The sequence below is a fragment of the Roseateles sp. GW821-FHT02E12 genome (genome assembly GCF_059421665.1).
Window position 1 is genome coordinate 1,418,444 of sequence record NZ_JBWKVK010000001.1, and the last position, 18,360, is coordinate 1,436,803.

At 69.0% G+C, this 18,360-nt stretch carries 22 protein-coding genes; 13 read left to right on the plus strand and 9 right to left on the minus strand.

The annotated features are described in order from the left end of the window. The first annotated feature begins 2 nt into the window (after window positions 1-2). Together AC07V5_RS06765 and AC07V5_RS06770 are read left to right on the plus strand one after the other, a co-directional pair. The gene (locus AC07V5_RS06765; RefSeq protein WP_495114866.1) at window positions 3-1,883 is read left to right on the plus strand and encodes an ATP-binding cassette domain-containing protein; all 1,881 of its coding nucleotides are present in this window, start codon (window positions 3-5) and stop codon (window positions 1,881-1,883) included. Beyond that, a complete protein-coding gene (locus AC07V5_RS06770) occupies window positions 1,880-2,260 on the plus strand; it encodes a hypothetical protein (protein WP_495114867.1) in 381 nt (126 codons plus the stop codon). Before AC07V5_RS06765 ends, AC07V5_RS06770 begins: the two co-directional genes overlap by 4 nt. Here the strand turns inward: AC07V5_RS06770 and AC07V5_RS06775 are convergent, their stop codons facing one another. The 9 genes from AC07V5_RS06775 to AC07V5_RS06815 form a co-directional block, all read right to left on the minus strand. Then, on the minus strand, window positions 2,261-2,869 hold the full coding sequence (locus AC07V5_RS06775) for a hypothetical protein (protein WP_495114868.1): 609 nt from the start codon (window positions 2,867-2,869) through the stop codon (window positions 2,261-2,263). A 116-nt stretch (window positions 2,870-2,985) separates the two neighbouring features. Then, window positions 2,986-3,348: a DUF6916 family protein gene (locus AC07V5_RS06780; protein ID WP_495114869.1), complete on the minus strand. Its 363-nt coding sequence runs from the start codon at window positions 3,346-3,348 to the stop codon at window positions 2,986-2,988. After that, a complete protein-coding gene (locus tag AC07V5_RS06785; RefSeq protein WP_495114870.1) occupies window positions 3,345-3,842 on the minus strand; it encodes a GNAT family N-acetyltransferase in 498 nt (165 codons plus the stop codon). Before AC07V5_RS06785 ends, AC07V5_RS06780 begins: the two co-directional genes overlap by 4 nt. 10 nt (window positions 3,843-3,852) lie before the next feature. Continuing rightward, window positions 3,853-4,371, minus strand: a complete 519-nt coding sequence (locus tag AC07V5_RS06790) for a phage tail protein (protein ID WP_495114871.1) — start codon at window positions 4,369-4,371, stop codon at window positions 3,853-3,855. A 10-nt stretch (window positions 4,372-4,381) separates the two neighbouring features. Beyond that, complete coding sequence (locus AC07V5_RS06795) at window positions 4,382-4,897, minus strand: phage tail protein (RefSeq protein WP_495114872.1); 516 nt, start codon at window positions 4,895-4,897, stop codon at window positions 4,382-4,384. Window positions 4,898-4,912: 15 nt separating this feature from the next. Further along, complete coding sequence (locus AC07V5_RS06800; protein WP_495114873.1) at window positions 4,913-5,422, minus strand: phage tail protein; 510 nt, start codon at window positions 5,420-5,422, stop codon at window positions 4,913-4,915. Window positions 5,423-5,430: 8 nt separating this feature from the next. After that, window positions 5,431-5,730, minus strand: coding sequence for a DUF6916 family protein (locus AC07V5_RS06805; RefSeq protein ID WP_495114874.1), 300 nt, complete (start codon window positions 5,728-5,730; stop codon window positions 5,431-5,433). Then, window positions 5,723-6,409, minus strand: coding sequence for a PEP-CTERM sorting domain-containing protein (locus AC07V5_RS06810; protein ID WP_495114875.1), 687 nt, complete (start codon window positions 6,407-6,409; stop codon window positions 5,723-5,725). The genes AC07V5_RS06805 and AC07V5_RS06810 overlap by 8 nt, the downstream gene beginning before the upstream one ends. Window positions 6,410-6,506: 97 nt before the next feature. Then, window positions 6,507-7,961 carry an aminotransferase-like domain-containing protein gene (locus tag AC07V5_RS06815; RefSeq protein ID WP_495114876.1) on the minus strand — a complete coding sequence of 485 codons (1,455 nt, stop codon included), beginning with the start codon at window positions 7,959-7,961 and terminating at the stop codon, window positions 6,507-6,509. Between the two features lie 73 nt (window positions 7,962-8,034). Here AC07V5_RS06815 and AC07V5_RS06820 point away from each other — a divergent pair, with 73 nt between their 5' ends. From AC07V5_RS06820 to AC07V5_RS06870, 11 genes are all read left to right on the plus strand, one after another. Then, the gene (locus AC07V5_RS06820; protein WP_495114877.1) at window positions 8,035-8,952 is read left to right on the plus strand and encodes a DMT family transporter; all 918 of its coding nucleotides are present in this window, start codon (window positions 8,035-8,037) and stop codon (window positions 8,950-8,952) included. An 11-nt stretch (window positions 8,953-8,963) separates the two neighbouring features. Next, window positions 8,964-9,257 carry a DUF2917 domain-containing protein gene (locus AC07V5_RS06825; protein WP_495114878.1) on the plus strand — a complete coding sequence of 98 codons (294 nt, stop codon included), beginning with the start codon at window positions 8,964-8,966 and terminating at the stop codon, window positions 9,255-9,257. Next, entirely contained in the window at window positions 9,254-9,949 is a 696-nt protein-coding gene (locus AC07V5_RS06830; RefSeq protein WP_495114879.1) for an aspartate/glutamate racemase family protein, read from the plus strand. The genes AC07V5_RS06825 and AC07V5_RS06830 overlap by 4 nt, the downstream gene beginning before the upstream one ends. 28 nt (window positions 9,950-9,977) lie before the next feature. After that, entirely contained in the window at window positions 9,978-11,186 is a 1,209-nt protein-coding gene (locus tag AC07V5_RS06835) for an aminotransferase-like domain-containing protein (RefSeq protein ID WP_495114880.1), read from the plus strand. 145 nt (window positions 11,187-11,331) lie between these two features. After that, window positions 11,332-12,561 carry an ABC transporter substrate-binding protein gene (locus AC07V5_RS06840; protein WP_495114881.1) on the plus strand — a complete coding sequence of 410 codons (1,230 nt, stop codon included), beginning with the start codon at window positions 11,332-11,334 and terminating at the stop codon, window positions 12,559-12,561. Window positions 12,562-12,738: 177 nt separating this feature from the next. Further along, window positions 12,739-13,614 carry a branched-chain amino acid ABC transporter permease gene (locus AC07V5_RS06845; RefSeq protein ID WP_495114882.1) on the plus strand — a complete coding sequence of 292 codons (876 nt, stop codon included), beginning with the start codon at window positions 12,739-12,741 and terminating at the stop codon, window positions 13,612-13,614. Window positions 13,615-13,685: 71 nt separating this feature from the next. Then, window positions 13,686-15,596, plus strand: coding sequence for a branched-chain amino acid ABC transporter ATP-binding protein/permease (locus AC07V5_RS06850; protein ID WP_495114883.1), 1,911 nt, complete (start codon window positions 13,686-13,688; stop codon window positions 15,594-15,596). Between the two features lie 2 nt (window positions 15,597-15,598). Further along, window positions 15,599-16,321: an ABC transporter ATP-binding protein gene (locus tag AC07V5_RS06855; RefSeq protein WP_495114884.1), complete on the plus strand. Its 723-nt coding sequence runs from the start codon at window positions 15,599-15,601 to the stop codon at window positions 16,319-16,321. Between the two features lie 2 nt (window positions 16,322-16,323). Beyond that, complete coding sequence (locus AC07V5_RS06860; protein WP_495114885.1) at window positions 16,324-16,776, plus strand: GNAT family N-acetyltransferase; 453 nt, start codon at window positions 16,324-16,326, stop codon at window positions 16,774-16,776. Then, window positions 16,769-17,623, plus strand: coding sequence for a PhzF family phenazine biosynthesis protein (locus AC07V5_RS06865; RefSeq protein ID WP_495114886.1), 855 nt, complete (start codon window positions 16,769-16,771; stop codon window positions 17,621-17,623). The genes AC07V5_RS06860 and AC07V5_RS06865 overlap by 8 nt, the downstream gene beginning before the upstream one ends. Further along, entirely contained in the window at window positions 17,620-18,336 is a 717-nt protein-coding gene (locus tag AC07V5_RS06870; RefSeq protein ID WP_495114887.1) for an alanyl-tRNA editing protein, read from the plus strand. The genes AC07V5_RS06865 and AC07V5_RS06870 overlap by 4 nt, the downstream gene beginning before the upstream one ends. The last annotated feature ends 24 nt before the right edge of the window (window positions 18,337-18,360 follow it).

Sequence of the window (18,360 nt, forward strand, 5' to 3'; positions counted from 1 at the left end):
GGATGGCAGTCCTCTCCCTCACCAACGCCCACCTCGCTTTCGGCCACGTGGCCCTCCTCGATGGTGCCGGTTTTTCCCTCGAAGTCGGCGAGCGCGTCGGCCTCATCGGCCGCAACGGCACCGGCAAGTCCTCGCTGCTGAAAATCCTCGCCGGCCTCGAGAAGCTCGACGACGGCCTGCTGCAGCAGCAACAAGGCCTCACCAACGTCTATGTGCCGCAGGAACCCATCCTGCGCGGCGACGCGACCATCTTCGACGTCATCAGCGAGGGCGTGGCCGAGGCCAAGGCGCTGCGTGAGCGCTACGAGATCCACGACGAGAACGACGACCTGGCCTGGGTGCAGGAGCGCATCGAGCACATCGGCGCCTGGAACTGGGAGCAGCGCGTCGAAGAAACGCTGCACCGACTGGATCTGGACGGCGAACGCCTCGTCGGCAGCCTGTCCGGCGGCCTGAAGAAGCGTGTAGCCCTGGGCCGCGCGCTGGTGGCCCAGCCCGATGTGCTGCTGCTGGACGAGCCCACCAACCACCTGGACCTGGACGCCATCACCTGGCTGGAAGGCCTGCTGAACGACTTCAAGGGCTCGCTGCTGCTGATCACCCACGATCGCGCCTTCCTGGACAACGTCGCCAACCGCATCGTCGAGCTGGACCGCGGCCAGCTGCGCGGCTACCCCGGCAACTACGCCGCCTTCCAGGCCGCCAAGGCCTATGAGCTGGAGAACGAGGCGCTGTTCAACGCCCGCTTCGACAAGCTGCTCGCGCAGGAAGAAGTCTGGATCCGCAAGGGCGTGGAAGCCCGTCGCACGCGTTCGGTCGCCCGCATCCAGCGCCTGGAGGTGATGCGCCAGGCCCACGCGGCTCGCCGTGACGTGCAGGGCAAGGTCAGGCTGGACATCGACACCGGCGGCGCCAGCGGCAAGATCGTGGCCGAGCTGGAGGACGTGGGCAAGAGCTACGGCGAGCGCACCATCGTGCGCGACTTCACCGCCACCATCCTGCGCGGCGACAAGGTCGGCCTCATCGGCCCCAACGGCGCTGGCAAGACGACGCTGCTGAAGATGATCCTTGGCGAGCTGGCGCCCGACACCGGTGCCGTCCGCCTGGGCTCGAAGATGACGGTCGCCTACTTCGACCAGATGCGCGACACGCTGAACCTCGACGCCACGCTGGCCGACACCATCAGCCCGGGCTCGGAGTGGATCGAGATCGGCAGCCAGAAGAAGCACGTCAAGAGCTACCTCGGCGACTTCCTGTTCTCGCCGGCGCGGGCCAATTCACCGGTGCGCACCCTCTCAGGTGGCGAGCGCAACCGCTTGCTGCTGGCGCGCCTGTTCGCGCGGCCGGCCAATGTGCTGGTGCTGGACGAGCCCACCAACGACCTCGACATCGAGACGCTGGAGCTGCTGGAGGAACTGCTGGCCGAGTACGACGGCACGGTCTTCCTCGTCAGCCATGACCGCCGCTTCCTGGACAACGTCGTCACGTCCACCATCGTCTACGAGGGCGATGCGCGCTGGCGCGAGTACGAGGGCAGCGTGCAGGACTGGTTGACGCAGTCCAGGCGCGCCGCGGCCCTGCAGGCGCAGGCGGCACCCAAGCCCGCGGCTGCGCCCACGCCGCCGCCCGCTGCGCCAGAGCCCGCGCCGGTCGTCGCCACCAAGCGCAAGCTCAGCTACAAGGAGCAGCGCGAGCTGGACGAGATCCCCAAGGCCATCGCCGCCCTGGAGTCCGAGCAGAAGCAGCTCAACGCCTTGATCGCCGGCAGCGAGCTCTACACGCAGGGCGCCACCCGCATCGCCGAGGTGACTGACCGCGCCGCCGATATCGACGCCGAGCTGCTCACGCTGATGGACCGCTGGGAAGTGCTCGAAGCCAAATGAACGCCTTGCACCAGGAGTGGCTGGCCTTGCAGGGCCAGCATGAGCGCTACGAGGCCCTGGCGCTGGGCGTGAAGCTCAGCGGCTTCGCCGCCGTCGTGCTGGTGCCGGACCCGCGGGTCACATTGCCGCTGCTGGCCTTGCTGTGGCTGCAGGAAGGCGTGCTGAAGACGTTCCAGGGGCGGCTGGGCGACCGGCTGCTGGCCATCGAGCGGGCCCTGAATGCCGGTGCAGACGCCGCGGCTATGCAGTTGCACAGCGACTGGGCCACCCGTCGCCCGCGTGGCCTGGGGCTGGTGGGGCAATACCTGAAGAGCGCGCAGCGCCCGACGGTGGCGCTGCCTTACCCGTTGCTGATGGCGGTCAGCCTCTGGGCTTGATCAGCCCGGCTGCAGCTCGTGCAGCGGGATCAACGCTGCCACGCCCTTGAGCTGAACGACCGTCTCACCTGTGCGGTGCACGACGTACTGCGCCACATGGCGCTGGCCCTTGTAGCGCACGCTGTCGCCGGGCTTGATGACCGGCGGCGCCGGGATGGCGGGCAGCGGCACGCGCGGTGACGGGCGAGCCTGGCGCATCACGTCGCGCACCTGACCGTGCAAGCCGGGCGAGTTCTTGGCCAGCGCCTCCAGCGAGCGCGTCATCTCGGCCTTGAGCTGCTCGGCCGTGAACGGCTTCTTCAGCAGGAAGTGGGCGCCATGGGCCTCGGCCTCGAACTGGTGCTCGGGCGTGACCTCGAAGCTCAGCAGCGACAGGTGCAGCGCCGGCTGCACTTCGCGCAGGCGTTGGTAGAGCTGGATGCCGGTCAGCGGCGCCTTGGCGAACCAGTCGGTGATGAGGAAATGCGGCTTGAAGATCAAGCCTTGCGCCAGCGCGGCGTCGGTGTCGGCACAGCAGAGGATGCTGTCGGCCGCAAAGCCATGGCCTTGCAGCAGTTGCCGCGCAAAGGTCTGAACACCGGCCAGGGGGTCTACAACGAGAAATTTCAAGGGATCACTCATGTCACTTCGGGTGCCGCGGCCGGAGCGGCATCAGACAGAGCGAATTTTGCAGGGGGCCGTGGACCGGTCCCGTGACAAACCTCTCAGGAGAGGAGAACTTTTCGTCAGCCTTGCAAACGGCAGAAGTCCGCGCGCAGACCGCCCGGCGTGCGTGCAAGGTAAAGCGCGACCGGTTCGCCGGCCTGGCCGGTTAGCAGGTGCAAGCCGTCGCCGATGTCGCCGGGCAGCCGGCCCGTGAAGCTGAGGCTGAACTGTTCGCCCGGGTGGCGGCCGGGCTTGGGCGTGGCGGCCTGCAGCACGACCGCGTGGCCATCCACCTCGAAGTGCTGGCCAACGTGGGCCCGCCAACTGGCCAGGCCCGACTGCTCGCCCAGGCTGGGGCGCATGGCAGCCAGTACCGCGGTGGTGCCCACGCTGGCGACAGCGGCGGTGGCGCTGCCCTTCAGGAAATCGCGCTTGTTGATCACGGCAGGCACTCCTCGGTTTGCGGGCGGGTGGCGGGGCGCCGCATGGCCTGGTACAGGCCCTCGGGCGCGCCCTCGGCGACAAAACCCAGCCGCTCGTAGAGCCGCCGGGCGGGGTTGTGGAGCTCGACCTGGATGCTCAGGCCCCGCTCGCGCGCCTGGGCCTCGCGGGCCAGCGCCCGCAGGCAGCGCGTGCCCAGGCCCTGACCGCGCCAGGCGGGCAGCAGCGTGATGTCGAGGATGTGCAGGCTGTCGGCCCGCTCGTCCAGCCAGAGGCGGCCGGCGACGGCGTCGTCCACCAGGATGAGCTGGCAGACCGACCGCGGGAAATGCCGCGCGTAGTGCTGCTGCTGGGCGCGGTGCTGCATGGCGATGAAGCGGCGGCACTGTTCGGCGGCCCAGCCTGTGAGCGCCATCTCTTCGGCCCGGCTGCTGGCGTAGATGGCGAGCTGCCAGTCTTCGTCGGCAGGCGTAGCCGGGCGCAGGCGGTAGTCCATGGAAGCGGTCTCAGCTTCGAGCAGGGAAGATGCCCTGCAGCGCGATGCAGAAGGTCAGCGCCAGATAGGGCTGACGGTTCTCGTGCGGCTGGCCGGCGCCCGCCGGGCTGATGGCGGTGCCGGCCATCGGCGCAGCGGCACCGGGCGCGCGGTAGACGCTGCTGCCGCTGGCCGTCGGGGCCATCGCGTTGCCGGCCGGGCTGGTGGAGCCGGGTGTGCTGCCCGCCATCAGCGCGTGGCTGTGGCCGGGCATCTCGCTGGTGAGCAGCGTCACCGTGGCCTGGCCGACAGGCTGGCCGAGATCGCGGTCGCTCAGGCCGGGGCCCTGGCCGGCGCTCATCGCGAAGCTGCCGCGCAGGTCGGGCAGGGCGAAGGTGGTCTTGCCGTTGCCGCCATAGGTCGTGCCCAGCAGCGAGAACAGCGCGGTGTTCTGGCTGATGGGCATCAGCTGGCCGTCGCAGCTTGCCCAGCCGTTGGGCGCGAAGTTGTAGGGCAGCACGCGGATCTCGGCGACGAAGGGGTCGGACATGTCGTGCTCCTCAGGCCGGCGACGGGAAGACGCCGAACAGCGAAATGATGTAGTTGAGCGCCACCGTCGGCGCCATGTTGTCGTGCGGCTGCGTGCCGCCCGTGCTGCCGACGGCGCCGGCAGTCATCGCCGTGGTGGCCGGGTTGGGGTCGTAGCTGGCCACGGGCGTGGCGGCCAGCAGCGCGCCGCCAGGTGCCGAGCCGCTGGCCGCGGCCGTGCTGGCCCGCAGTGCGTGCGTGTGCACCGGCATCTGGTTGGCCAGCAGCGTGACGGTTTCGGTGCCGCCCAGTTCGCCGATCGTGCGTGGCGAGGTGCCCGGCCCCTGGCCATGGTGCACCGGCACGCGGCCGCGCAGGTCGGGCAGCGAGAAGGTGCTCTGGCCGTCGCCGCCGTAGGTCGTGCCGATCAGCTGGAACAGCACGTCGTTGTCCACGATGGACAGCGTCTGGCCCTGGCAGAACATCCAGCCGACGGGCGCGAAGTTGCCGGCAAAGAGGCGGATTTCGCCGATGTAGGGAGTCGACATCTGGGCTCTCCTCGTTCAGTTGCGGCTGGGGAAGATGCCCTGCAGCGCGATGACCCAGCTCAGCACCGTGAACGGTTGCAGGTTGGGGTGCGGCTGGCTGCCGCCGGCGCTGGCCAGTGAGGTCGCGGCCATCACGGTGTCGTTGCCGGCCGGGGCGTAGCGGTTCATGCCGCCGCGGGGCTTGGCGGCCGGCACGGCGCCGCCCGGCACGCTGGCGTTGGCGAGGTCGCTGGTGGCGGTCAGCGTGTGGGTGTGCGTGGGCAACTGGCCCGATGTCAGCGTGACGGCCTCCTGGCCCGCCCTCTCACCGAGGGTGACGCCGGCACCGCTGTGCAGCGGCGCGCGGCCGCGCAGGTCGGGCAGGGCGAAGTTGGTCTGGCCGTTGCCGCCGTAGGTGGTGCCCAGCAGCGCGAACAGGGCCTGGTTCTGGTTGATAGGCAGCAACTGGCCGTTGCACAGCGCCCAGCCTTTGGGCGGGAAGCTGAAGCTCATCAGCTTGAGTTCACCGAGGAAGGGAGTCGACATGGGTGCTCCTAACCGAAAACGGCTTCGTAGTGCAGGCCGGTGGCCGTGCGGGCCACGGGCACGAGGAAGATGTCCATCGCGGCCAGCCGCGGGTGTTCCAGCCGATAGATGCGCTGCGGCAGCGCCGGCTCGGCCGGGGCCTCGAAGGTCAGGCTGAAGGGCTGGCGCCCGTCCGGCGCCGTGCCGCGGCCGGCGCGGGCCTCGACGAGCTGGGCCGGCAGCGCGCTGGCCTCGTCCAGCCGCAGCGTGAAGCGGCTGCCCACCAGCGGCTCGAAGCGCGCCAGCGTGAAGGCGTCGGCCTCAGCCACGGCGGCGGCGCAGCAGCATCAACAGGCCGCCGGCCAGCAGCAGGCTGGCGGCACTCGGCTCGGGCACGGGCGTCGTCAGCAGGTCGATGCGGAACTCGGCGTAGTTGTCGCTCTGGCCGGCGAAGCGCTGCTTGAAGACGAGGGTGTCGAGGTCGAAGGCGACGGAGTCGGCGTCCACCTGGTGCACCAGCACCGTGGGGTCGGCGGGGCTGAGCAGGCCGCTCGCGCTGGCGGGGCCCGAGGTCGCGAAGCCGTCGTAGGCATAGACCAGGATGCCCGTGATGGCACGGCCGGGGAAGGTGATGCCGTCGAACTGGTAGCGCGCGTGCTGGCCGCCGCTGCCGAGATAACCGGTCGAGAGGATGCCGCCCGTGGCGTCGCCGACGGCAACGCGCATCAGGATCATGGTGCCGGTGAAGAAGACCTGCTCGTTGTCGAGCATGTAGCCGCTGACGTCTCCCGAGCCGCCCAGATTGGCGGCGCGCACGCCGTTGGCGAGATCGGCGAAGGCGACGGTCTGCGACAGCACGATGGGCGCCGGGCCGCCGCTTGTCGTGCCGCCCGGCGCGAGCAGCTGGACGGTGATGTCGCTGGAGAAATCAGCCAACGCCGGCAGCGCGGCCAGGGCGAGCGAGAGGCCACCGATCAGATGACCGAGGCGCAGGTGAAAGCGGTGCATGGCATCCCTCCCAAGCGGTTGTATGCCGCTGAGTGGACGCCCGCCACCGCGCCGGCGCCAGTGGCTTGTCCCGTGAATATGGGAAGGGGCAGCGAAGTTAGGGGGGCGCTGCCCTGCCGCCGAGCGCGTCCACGGCCGCGCGCAGCTGACGCCAGAAGGCCGGGTCCTGTGAGGTGGCCATGTTGATGCGCATCAACGAGCCCGGCTGGCGCGTGGCGCTGAAGAGAGCACCGGGCGCGATCAGCCAGCCGGCGTCCAGCAGGGGCTGGGCCAGGCGTTCGGTGTCGACGCCGACGTCCAGCCAGCCGAACAGGCCGTCCGGTGGCGCGGCCCAGGCAAAGCCCTGCTTGGTGGCCAGCGCCGCAACGCGCTGGCGCGCGGTGTCGAGGCGTTCGCGCAGGCGCTGCGCATGGCGGCGCAGCCGGCCCTGCTCCAGGCACAGGGCCACGGCGCGCTCCAGCACGGGCGAGCTGGTGAGGCCGTCGAGCAGCTTGGTGTCGGTCAGCGCGCGCAGGCGCTCGGGCGCGGCGGCCAGGTAGCCCACGCGCCAGGCCGGCGTCAGCACCTTGGAGAAGCCCGATACATAGGTCACGCGGCGCAGGCCGTCCAGCGCGGCCAGGCGCGGCAGGTGCTCGGGCGCGAGGAAGCCGTAGCTGTCGTCCTCGACGATGAAGAAGTCGTGCTCGTCGGCCAGGCGCAGCAGCTTGTGCGCGGTGGCCAGGTTGAGGCTGTGGCCGGTCGGGTTGTGCAGCACCGACACGGTCAGGTAGGCGCGCGGCGCGTGGGCGGCGGCCAGGGCGCCGAGCACGTCCAGGTCGGGCCCGTGGGCGCCCTGGCTGGAACGTGGCACCGGCAGCAGGCGGATGCCGGCCTGCGTGAGGCGGGCGAACATGATGGCCCAGCCGGGGTCGTCGACGAGCACGGCGTCGCCCGCCTGCAGCTGGGTGCGGATGATGAGGTCCAGCGCGTGCGTGGCGCCGTTGGTCGTCAGGATCTGGGCCGGGCTGGCATGGATGCCCAGATCGTGCAGGCGCTGGCCGAGCGCGGCGCGCAGGCGGGTGTCGCCGCTCGGGTCGCCGTAGCTGACCTGCAGGGCCTGCGCGTCGGCGTTCTGCAGGCGGCGCAGGGCGGATTGCAGCAGCGTCGGGTCCAGCCAGTCGGCCGGCAGCGTGCCCAGGCCGGGCGAGCGGGCAGCGTCGGCCTCGAACATGCCGCGGATCAGCGCGGTGGCGTCCATCGGCGCCTGGCGCGGCATGGCCATGGCGAGCGGGCGGGACGGGGCGGCCCGGGGCGTGGCCGGGCGGCTCTCGCGCACGAAGAAGCCGCGCTGGCGGCGCGCTTCCAGCAGGCCGGCAGCCTGCAACTGGTCGTAGGCCGCCACGACGGTGTGCGGGCTGACGCCGTGCTGGCGCGCGCAGTCGCGCACCGAGGGCAGGCGGGCGCCGGGCAGCAGCAGGCGTTCGCGGATGCGCTGGGCATAGCGCTCGGCCAGTTGGCCGGCCAGCGGCAGGCTGGCGCCGCGTTGCAGCGGGGGGTGTGTACCGGTGGGCATGGCAGTACAGATTCGTGATGTGGCTGAACAACTGTACTGGTTCTGTATCGGTTTCATGCCTCAGACTGAGTTCATGCCAGGGTTTTCCACGTCCACCACGGTCTCGACGACCACCACGTCCGACGCCACGCGCGGCCTGCTGCTCGGTGCTGCCGGCGTCGTCATGTTTGCGCTCAGCATCCCGATGACGCGCCTGGCCGGCGGCAGCGCCGCGGCGCCGCAGCTGGACCCGGCCTTCGTCGCCTTCGGCCGTGCCGTGGTGGCGGGGCTGTTGTCTGTCGCCTATCTGTTGGCCACCGGGGCGCGCCGGCCACGCGGCAGCGAATGGCGGCTGCTGGCGTTCACGGCCGTGGGCGTCGTGTTCGGCTGGCCGCTGCTGCTGGGCTTTGCGGTCCGCCATGTGGATGCGGTGCATGCGTCCGTCGTGTCCGGCGTGTTGCCGCTGGCCACGGCCGTCATCGCGGCGCTGGTGCTGCGCCAGCGGCCGAGCGTGGGGTTCTGGATTTGCGCGTTGGCTGGGCTGGCACTGGTGATCGGCTTTGCCGCCTGGCGCGGCGCGGGTGGGCTGGAGATGGCGGACGGGCTGCTGCTGGGCGCCGTGGTTTGCGCGTCGGCTGGCTATGTCAGCGGCGCGAAGCTCAGCAAGGCCATGACGGCCGAGCAGGTGATCTGCTGGGTGCTGGTCATCAGCCTGCCCATCACCGTGCCGCTGGCGGTGCTGACGCGGCCGACCGCGCCGGTGGCGGCGTCGGCCTGGGGCGGCTTTGCCTATGTGTCGCTGGTCTCGATGTGGATTGGATTCTTTGCCTGGTACCGCGGCCTGGCCCTGGGCGGCACGATGCGTGTCAGCCAGGTGCAGGTGCTGCAACCCTTTTTGTCCATGCTGTTTGCCGTGCCCTTGCTGGGCGAGCGGCTGGACGCGATGACCGTTGTCTTCGCCGTCGCCGTGCTCGCGGTCGTGTGGCTGGGCAAGCGGCAACCGGTTCACTGAAGGAGGCTCCCATGAACGACCGATTCACGACTCGACTCGCACCCGGCCAGGCGTTGACGCTGGCTGCTGCCCGCGCGCCGCATCGCCTCGTCGTCACGAGCGGCCGGTTGTGGCTGACGGTGTCTGGCGGTACCGACGACCATTGGCTCCGAGCCGGTGAGGGCCTGACGCTGGCGGCCGGGCAGGAGGTCGTCGTCGAGGCCTGGCCCGAGGCGGCCTTCCAATTGCTGCAGCCCGTGCCCAAGCGCAGAGTCGAGGCCAAGCCGGCGCGGGGCTGGCGCATGAATCTGGCAGGCGCTGCATGAAGACACTCGGCATCCTTGGCGGCATGAGCTGGGAATCGACCCAGCATCTGTACACGCTCATCAACCGTGGCGTCGCCGCGCGACTGGGCGGCCTGCACAGCGCCCAATTGGTGCTGCACAGCGTCGACTTCGCGCCGATTGCGGCGATGCAGTCCGCCGGTGAATGGGCCGAAGCGGCGCGCGTGCTGGGCGAAGCCGCCGCCGGCCTGAAGCGTGCCGGCGCCGAGGCGTTGCTGATTGCCACCAACACCATGCATCTCGTCGCCACCGAGATCGAACGCACCGCCGGCCTGCCGGTACTGCACATCGTCGACGCGACGGCCGAGGCGCTGCGCGCGGCCAGCGTGAAGCGCGCCGGCCTGCTGGCCACGCGCTTCACGATGGAGCAGGGCTTCTATCGCGAGCGCATGAAGGCCCGTTTCGACATCGAGGTCATCACGCCCGACGAGGCCGGCCGCACCGAAGTGCACCGGCTCATCTATGAGGAACTGTGCCGCGGCCGCTTCGAGCCGGCCTCGCGGGAGGCCCTGCGCGCCCAGGTCGCGGCGCTGGCCGACCGCGGCGCCCAGGCCGCCATCCTTGGCTGCACCGAGCTGGGCCTGCTGTTGCCGGCTGAAAGCGCTGCCGCCCTGCCGCTGTTCGACTCCACCGATTTGCAGGCCCGTGCTGCCGTCGACTGGATGCTAGGCTGACTCCTTTGAAATCCACCGTAACGCCATCATGAGCACCGTCTGGACCCAAGCGCGCCGCGCCGCGCGAATGAACCCGTCCATCATTCGCGAGATCCTCAAGGTCACCGAGAAGCCGGGCATCCTGTCCATGGCCGGCGGCCTGCCGAGCGCGGACACCTTCCCCGTGGACGCATTGAAGGCCGCCTGCGACCGCGTGCTGACCAAGACCCCGCGCGAGGCCCTGCAGTACGCGGCCAGCGAGGGCTATGCGCCGCTGCGCGAGTGGGTGGCCGCGCGCGTCGCAACCTTGGGCATGAAGGTCTCGCCCGACCAGGTGCTGGTCACCAGCGGCTCCCAGCAGGGCCTGGACCTGGTGGGCAAGATCCTCTGCGACGCCGGCGCGCCGGTGGCCGTCGAGACGCCGACCTACCTCGGCGCCCTGCAGGCCTTCACGCCCTTCGAGCCGCTGTTCGCCAGCCTGACGAGTGACCACGAGGGCCCGCGCCCCGAGGCCATCGCCGCCCTGCCGCACGACGCGCCCGGCACGCGCTTCAGCTACCTGCTGCCCAATTACCAGAACCCGACCGGCCGCGTCATGGGCGCCCAGCGCCGCGTGGAGGTCGTCGAGGCTTCGCGCCGCGCTGGCGTGCCCATCGTCGAGGACAACCCCTACGGCGACCTCTGGTTCGACGAGCCGCCGCCGGCCTCGCTATCCAGCCTGTGGCCCGAAGGCTCGCTCTACCTGGGATCGTTTTCCAAGGTGCTGACACCGGGCTTCCGCCTCGGCTACCTGATCGCCCCGCCTGAGCTGTACCCGAAGCTGCTGCAGGCCAAGCAGGCCGCCGACCTGCACACGCCGGGCTTCAACCAGCGCGTCGTGCACGAGGTCATCCGCGACGGCTTCCTGGATAGCCACATCCCCACCATCCGCGCCCTCTACAAGGCCAACCGCGACGCGATGGCCGAGGCGCTGCGCGATTACCTGCCGGCCGGCTGCGAATGGCAGTCGCCGCAGGGCGGCATGTTCTTCTGGATCCGCCTGCCTGCAGGCCTGGACGCGATGGCCCTGCTGCCCCAGGCCGTGGACGCCGGCATCGCCTTCGTGCCCGGTGCGGCCTTCTACGCGCACCAACCTGATGCACGGACGCTGCGCCTGTCCTTCGTCACGTTGACGCCCGATCTCATCAAGGAGGGTGTCGAGAAGCTGGGCCGCGTGCTTCACGAGGCGCTGGAGGTGGCCGCGGAGCCTGCGCCCTAATCCCCAAGGCTGACAGATAGCTGAAGCCGGGGCCTTTCAGGGTCTCCCGGGTTTCCATATCCCCAATTCGTTGCCGCTCTGGCATCGTATGCAATCGGCCCCGGCAAAGTCGCTGGGTGGATCGCATAACGGAGACGAGGCAACGATGAAGCAGGTTTGGACAGCCGTGGCTGCAGCGGTTTTTGCAGTGGGCGCGCAGGCCGCCGACCCGATCAAGATTGGCGTAGCCGGACCCTTCACCGGCGGCTCCTCGTCCATGGGTGTCAGCATGCGTGACGGCGTGCGTCTGGCGGCCGACGAAATCAACAAGGCCGGCGGCGTGCTGGGCCGGCAGATTCAGCTCATTGAGCGCGACGACGAGGCCAAGAACGAGCGCGGCGTGCAGATCGCCCAGGAGCTCATCAACAAGGAAAAGGTCGCCGCCACCGTCGGCTATATCAACACCGGCGTGGCCCTGGCCTCGCAGCGCTTCTTCCAGGACGCCAAGATCCCGGTGATGAACAACGTGGCCACAGGCTCCATCGTCACCAAGCAGTTCGAGGCCCAGCCCGAGAACTACATCTTCCGCAACTCGGCGCACGATTCCATCCAGGCGCCGATGATCGTGGAAGAGGCCGTCACCAAGCGCGGCTTCAAGAAGGTCGCCATCCTGGCTGACAGCACCAACTACGGCCAGCTCGGCCGCGCCGACCTGGAAGCCGCGCTCAAGCTCAAGGGCATCACGCCGGTCGCCGTCGAGAAGTTCAACATCAAGGACGTCGACATGACGGCCCAGCTGTTGAAGGCCAAGGAAGCCGGCGCCGAGGCGGTGCTGACCTACGGCATCGGCCCGGAGCTGGCGCAGATCGCCAACGGCATGACCAAGCTCGGCTGGAAGGTGCCGATGATCGGCTCCTGGACGCTGTCCATGGCCAATTACATCGACAACGCCGGGCCCGGCGGTGAAGGTGCGCGCATGCCGCAGACCTTCATCCAGGAGCCCACGACGCCCAAGCGCCAGAGCTTCATCATCAACTACCTGAAGACCTTCAACCCGAAGAACTCGCGCATCGACTCGCCGGTGTCGGCCGCCCAGGGCTACGACTCCATCTACCTGCTGGCCGCCGCCATCAAGCAGGCCGGCTCGACGGACGGCCCCAAGATCAAGGCCGCGCTGGAAGACCTGAAGACACCGGTCGAGGGCGTCGTGACGACCTACAACAAGCCCTTCTCCAAGGCTGACCACGAGGCCATCACCGCCAACATCCCGGTGTTCGGCGAGGTCAAGGGTCAGCGCGTCGTCTACGCGTATCCGGATGACTTCAAGAAGGCCTCCGAGGTACGCATCAAGGACCTCAACGCCAAGGGCGCGCTCGAACAGAAGAAGCGCCAGTGATGAGACCCCCCGTACCGGCTTCGCCGGCCCCCCAGGGGGCTGAGCCCGGACACAGACAGTCCTGTGGACTGTTTGTGCCTGGTGAAGGACAAGGCCTCCGGCCTTGGCAACTGCCAGTGGCCCGGCAAAGCCGGTTCCACGGCAGTCGCTCGGGAATGCACCAAGCGCGAGACTGACATGCAGATATTGACTCAGCTCATCTTCAGCGGCATCGCGCTGGGCATGATCTATGCCGTCATCGCGTTCGGCTACCAGCTGACCTTCGCCACCAGCGACACCCTGAACTTCGGCCAGGGTGACGCGCTGATGCTCGGCGCCCTCGTCGGGCTCAGCCTGGTAGGCTGGGGCGTCAACTACTGGTTGATGATCCCGCTGGTGTGCCTGTTCGGCGCGCTGCAGGGCGCGGTCGTGGAGCGCATCGGCGTGAGGCCGGCGCTCAAGATCAAGAGCGAGTTCGGCTGGATCATGTCCACCATCGCGCTGGGCATCATCTTCAAGAACGTGGCCGAGAACGTCTGGGGCCGCGACGACCTGAAGTTCCCGTCGCCGCTGCCCGAGGCACCGATGAAGTTCCTGGGTGCCAACGTGCTGCCGATGGAGCTGCTGGTCATCGTTGGCGCGGTCGGCATGATGCTGGCCGTCGAGGTGTTCAACCGCAAGTCCATCTACGGCAAGGCCGTGGTGGCGACCTTCAACGACCGCGACGCCGCCAAGCTGATGGGCATCAACACGGGGCTGGTCATCACGTTCTCGTACGCGCTGTCGTCGCTGACGGCGTCGTTCGCCGGCGTGCTGATCGCGCCGCTGACGCTGACGGGCGCCACGATGGGCGCGGTGCTCGGCCTCAAGGCCTTCGCCGTCGCCATCATCGGCGGCCTGACCAGCGGCATGGGCATCATCGTCGGCGGCATCATCCTCGGCGTGGCCGAGACGACGACGGGCTTTTACCTGTCCACCGGCTACAAGGATGTGCCGGGCCTCGTGCTGCTGCTGATCGTGCTGGCGGTCAAGCCGGCCGGCCTGTTCGGCAAGACGGCCATCAAGAAAGTCTGACGAGTTGGATGAACTTGCGGGGCAGGCTGATCGCGCGAAGCGAGTAGCTCTGTCCTCAACAGGCTAAAAAAGTGAACCTCAAGAAACTCGTTCTAGGCGCCGCGGCGATCGCTGCGGTCGCCGCCTTCCCCCTCGCCTCCGGCAACCCGTACTACATCCACCTGGTCGAGACCATCATGATCTACGCGATCGTGCTGTTCGGCCTGGACATCGTCGTCGGCTATACCGGCCAGGTGTCGCTGGGCCACGCGGGGCTGTTCGGCATCGGCGCGTACACCGCCGGCGTGCTCATCCTGAAGCTGGACGCTCCGGTCTACGCAACCCTGCCGGCCGCCATCGCGGTCACCGCGGTGTTCGGCGCAATGCTGGCCCTGCCGGCGCTGCGCGTGACGGGGCCTTACCTCGCGATGGTGACGCTGGCCTTCGGCACCATCATCCAGATCCTCATCAACGAGATGACCTTCCTCACCGAAGGCCCGATGGGCATCACGCTGACCAAGCCGAAGCTGTTCGGCCACGCGCTGGACGAGACCGAGTTCTACTGGCTGGTGCTGGCCCTGCTCGTCGCGTCGCTGATCTTCGTGCACCGCGTGCTGCGCTCTCAGCTGGGCCGCGCCTTCGAGGCGCTGCGCGGCAGCCCGGTCGCGTCGGACTGCATGGGCGTGTCGGTGTACCGCTACAAGGTCTACGCCTTCGTCATCTCGGCGGCCCTGGCCGGCCTGGCGGGTTCGCTGTACGCCTACTCCGAGCAGTACATCAGCCCCAACACCTACAACTTCGAGCTGACGGTGATGTTCCTGCTGGCCGTCATCATGGGCGGCCGCAAGACGCGCACCGGCGCACTGCTCGGCGCGGCCATCATCGTCATGCTGCCCAAGCTGCTGGACGACCTGCAGATGTTCCGCACCGGCGCCGTCATCCTGGCGGTGATCGTGGCGGTGTCGGTCGTGGTGGGCGTCAAGCGCGGCAAGCTGACGCCGCAGGGTGCGGCCATCCCCGTCGTCGGCAGCATCGTGCTGGCAGCCGTGTCGTTCAAGCTCGAGACCATGACCGACTGGCGCTTGTCCATCTTCGGCGTGATCACGCTGTTCGTCGTCTACTACCTGCAGGATGGCATCGTCGGGTTCGTGCGCAACGCGCTGAACCTGAAGGCCAAGGTCGAGCGCGAGGACGGCCTCACGCCGGCCGCAGCCCTGACCCGCGCTTCCGCCCAGGGCGAGGCCGAGCTGCTCAAGGCCAGCAGCGTGCTGATGCAGTTCGGCGGCCTGAAGGCGCTGAACAACGTCGATCTCGTCGTCCAGCGCGGCAGCATCCACGGCCTGATCGGCCCCAACGGCTCGGGCAAGAGCACGATGATGAACGTGCTGACCGGCATCTACCAGCCGACAGCCGGCACGGTGGTGTTCGCCGGCCGCACGGTCAACGGCCGCACCTCGTCGGACATCGCGTTGTCCGGCATCGCGCGCACCTTCCAGAACGTGCAGCTCTTCGGCGAGATGACGGCGCTGCAGAACGTGCTGGTGGGGCTGCACCACAGCTTCAAGAGCAACCTGATCGACGTGGCCCTGCACCTGCCGCGCTATCTGCGCGAGGACCGCGAGCAGCGCGGCCGCGCGCATGCGCTGCTGGACTTCGTCGGCCTGGGCGAGCTTGCCAGCGAGGAGGCGCGCAACCTGCCCTACGGCAAGCAACGCCTGCTGGAGATCGCCCGCGCGCTGGCGCTGGACCCGCAGCTGCTGCTGTTGGATGAGCCCGCCGCCGGCCTGACCGCGCCCGACATCAAGGAGCTGCTGGAGATCATCCGCAAGATCCGCGACGCCGGCGTCACGGTCATCCTCATCGAGCATCACATGGACGTCGTCATGAGCCTGTGCGACCGCGTCTCGGTGCTGGACTTCGGCCAGAAGATCGCCGAGGGCCTGCCCGCCGAAGTGCAGGCCGACGAAAAGGTCATCGAGGCCTACCTGGGCGGAGGGGCCTGAACATGCTGACCATCAAGAACCTCAGCGCCGGCTACGGCAAGGTCCAGGTCCTGCACGGCATCTCGCTGGAGGTGCCCAAGGGCCAGGTCGTCACGCTGATCGGCTCCAACGGCGCCGGCAAGACGACGACCATGCGTGCCGTCAGCGGCATGATCAAACCCAGCGGCGGCGAGATCACGTTGAACGAGCGCCGCATCGACGGCCTGGAGAGTTATCACATCGCCCGCCGCGGCCTGGCGCATTCGCCCGAAGGCCGGCGCGTCTTCGCGACGATGACGGTGACCGACAACCTGCGCCTGGGGGCCTTCCCGCGCTACACCGGCGAGCGCCCCAAGGGCGACATCGCCGGCGACCTGGAGCGCGCGCTGGAGCTTTTCCCGCGCCTGAAGGAACGCCGCATGCAGCTGGCCGGCACCTTGTCCGGCGGCGAGCAGCAGATGCTGGCCATGGCGCGGGCGGTCATGCTGAACCCCGAGGTCGTGCTGCTGGACGAGCCGTCCATGGGGCTGGCGCCCATCCTCGTCGAGGAAGTCTTTCGCATCATCGAAAGCCTCAAGGCGCGCGGCGTGACCATGTTGCTGGTCGAGCAGTTCGCCGCCGCGGCGCTGAAGGTGGCCGACTACGGCTACGTACTGGAGAACGGCCGCATCGCCGTGCATGGGCCGGCCGCCAAGCTGCGCGACGACCCCGCCGTGCAGGCCGCCTACCTCGGCGGCGGCCACTGAGCGTGCAGCGCGCCGGCTACCGGCTGAGCTTCGACGCGGCCGACATCGACGTCGTCGCAGCCCACGCCTTCCTGACGCGTGCCTACTGGTGCGAGGGCATCCCGCTCGCCACCGTGCAGCGCTCTGTCCAGCACTCGCTGTGCATTGCGCTGCATGCCGATGGCCAGGGGCAGGTCGGCTTCGCGCGCGTCGTCACCGACCGCACGACGTTTGGCTATCTGTGCGACGTCTACGTGCTCGAAGCCCACAGAGGCCAGGGCCTGGCCGATTGGATGGTTCAATCGCTGCTCGCCCATCCGGACCTGCAATGCTTGCGCCGCTTCATGCTGTTCACGCGAGACGCCCATCCGCTCTACGTCCGCCATGGCTTCAAGCCCCTGGCGGAGCCGGACCGCGGCATGGAGATCGTGCGGCCGGGGCTCTACCTGACTGCAACGCCTCCCGCTGATGACTGAACTGCGCCGTTTCGCCCAAGTCGATGTCTTCACCGCCGTTCCCTTGAAGGGCAACCCACTGGCCGTCGTCGTGGATGGCGAGGGGTTGAGCGACGCCGAGATGCAGGCCTTCGCGAACTGGACCAACCTCAGCGAAACCACCTTCCTGCTGCCGCCCACGGACCCGGCGGCCGACTACCGCGTGCGCATCTTCACGACGGTGCGTGAATTGCCCTTCGCCGGCCACCCGACGCTGGGCAGCTGCCATGCCTGGCTGGCGGCGGGCGGCCGGCCCAGGGGCGAGGCCGTCGTGCAGCAATGCGGCGTCGGCCTCGTGAACGTGCGCCGCGACGGCAACCGCCTGGCCTTCGCCGCACCACCGCTGTTGCGCACCGGCCCGCTGGATGAAGACAAGCTGAGCCAGATCCGCGCCGGGCTGGGCCTATCGCCCGAGGACATCGTCGCCCACCAGTGGGTGGACAACGGCCCCGGATGGTGCGCCGTGATGCTCGCCTCGGCCGAGCAGGTGCTGGCGCTGCGGCCGGACTGGTCGCGCCTGGGCGGGCTGGAGCTGGGTGTTGTCGGCCCGCACAAGGTCGGCGCCGTGGCGCCGCGCGCGGACGGGCCGCAGTTCGAGGTGCGGGCCTTCATCTCGTCGGATGGCGTGCCGGAAGACCCCGTCACCGGCAGCCTGAACGCTGGCCTGGCCCAGTGGCTCATCGGCGCGGGCATCGCGCCACCGTCCTATGTCGTCGCGCAAGGCACGGCGCTCGGCCGCGCCGGCCGTGTTCATGTGCAGCGCGAGGGCGACGTCGTCTGGATTGGCGGCGACGTGACGACGCTGATCGATGGTCAGGTGAGGTTGTGATGACGGAAGAACTGTTCCGCGAAGACGCGACGCTGCTGCGGTGTGATGCCACCGTGGTGGGGCAAGGGGAGGGCGGCGTCACGCTGGACCGCACGGTCTGCTACCCGCTGGGTGGCGGCCAGGCCGGCGACACCGGCTGGCTGGTCCAGGGTGAGCAGCGCTGGCGCATCACCGACACGCGCAAGAGCAAGGAGCAGCCCGGCGCCATCCTGCACATGATCGAGGGTGAGCCGCCGGCTGCCGGCACGGCGGTGATCGTCGAGGTTGATGCCGCTCGTCGCCAGGCTCATCGGCGCTTTCACACGGCCACGCATCTGCTGTGCGCGCTGCTGCCTTATCCGGTCGACGGCTGCTCCATCACCGAGACCTATGCGCGGCTGGACTTTCACACCGACGAGCCGTTCGACAAGGAGGCGATTCAAGCCGGCCTGACCCGCCTGGTTGCCGAGGCGCATCCGGTCAGCCATCGCTGGATCAGCGAGGACGAGCTCGACGCGAATCCGGGCCTGGTCCGCTCGATGAGTGTGCAGCCGCCGCGCGGGCTGGGCCGCGTGCGGGTGCTTGAGGTGGAGGGTGTGGATCTGCAGCCGTGTGGCGGCACGCATGTCTCGAACACCGCGGAGATCGGCGCAGTTGTTGTCACCAAGATTGAGAAGAAGAGCGCCAAGACCCGCCGGGTCGTGCTGGGCTTTGCCCAGTCAAGCGCAGCTTGAAGCGCTCTTCTTCGGGGAGCACTC

Excerpts from the sequence above, each read along its gene's own strand:
- AC07V5_RS06765 (WP_495114866.1), top strand. The coding sequence starts at position 3 with ATGGCAGTCCTCTCCCTCACCAACGCCCACCTCGCTTTCGGCCACGTG.
- AC07V5_RS06770 (WP_495114867.1), top strand. The coding sequence starts at position 1,880 with ATGAACGCCTTGCACCAGGAGTGGCTGGCCTTGCAGGGCCAGCATGAG.
- AC07V5_RS06785 (WP_495114870.1), bottom strand. The coding sequence starts at position 3,842 with ATGGACTACCGCCTGCGCCCGGCTACGCCTGCCGACGAAGACTGGCAG.
- AC07V5_RS06790 (WP_495114871.1), bottom strand. The coding sequence starts at position 4,371 with ATGTCCGACCCCTTCGTCGCCGAGATCCGCGTGCTGCCCTACAACTTC.
- AC07V5_RS06795 (WP_495114872.1), bottom strand. The coding sequence starts at position 4,897 with ATGTCGACTCCCTACATCGGCGAAATCCGCCTCTTTGCCGGCAACTTC.
- AC07V5_RS06800 (WP_495114873.1), bottom strand. The coding sequence starts at position 5,422 with ATGTCGACTCCCTTCCTCGGTGAACTCAAGCTGATGAGCTTCAGCTTC.
- AC07V5_RS06810 (WP_495114875.1), bottom strand. The coding sequence starts at position 6,409 with ATGCACCGCTTTCACCTGCGCCTCGGTCATCTGATCGGTGGCCTCTCG.
- AC07V5_RS06815 (WP_495114876.1), bottom strand. The coding sequence starts at position 7,961 with ATGCCCACCGGTACACACCCCCCGCTGCAACGCGGCGCCAGCCTGCCG.
- AC07V5_RS06820 (WP_495114877.1), top strand. The coding sequence starts at position 8,035 with ATGCCAGGGTTTTCCACGTCCACCACGGTCTCGACGACCACCACGTCC.
- AC07V5_RS06825 (WP_495114878.1), top strand. The coding sequence starts at position 8,964 with ATGAACGACCGATTCACGACTCGACTCGCACCCGGCCAGGCGTTGACG.
- AC07V5_RS06830 (WP_495114879.1), top strand. The coding sequence starts at position 9,254 with ATGAAGACACTCGGCATCCTTGGCGGCATGAGCTGGGAATCGACCCAG.
- AC07V5_RS06835 (WP_495114880.1), top strand. The coding sequence starts at position 9,978 with ATGAGCACCGTCTGGACCCAAGCGCGCCGCGCCGCGCGAATGAACCCG.
- AC07V5_RS06840 (WP_495114881.1), top strand. The coding sequence starts at position 11,332 with ATGAAGCAGGTTTGGACAGCCGTGGCTGCAGCGGTTTTTGCAGTGGGC.
- AC07V5_RS06845 (WP_495114882.1), top strand. The coding sequence starts at position 12,739 with ATGCAGATATTGACTCAGCTCATCTTCAGCGGCATCGCGCTGGGCATG.
- AC07V5_RS06855 (WP_495114884.1), top strand. The coding sequence starts at position 15,599 with ATGCTGACCATCAAGAACCTCAGCGCCGGCTACGGCAAGGTCCAGGTC.
- AC07V5_RS06865 (WP_495114886.1), top strand. The coding sequence starts at position 16,769 with ATGACTGAACTGCGCCGTTTCGCCCAAGTCGATGTCTTCACCGCCGTT.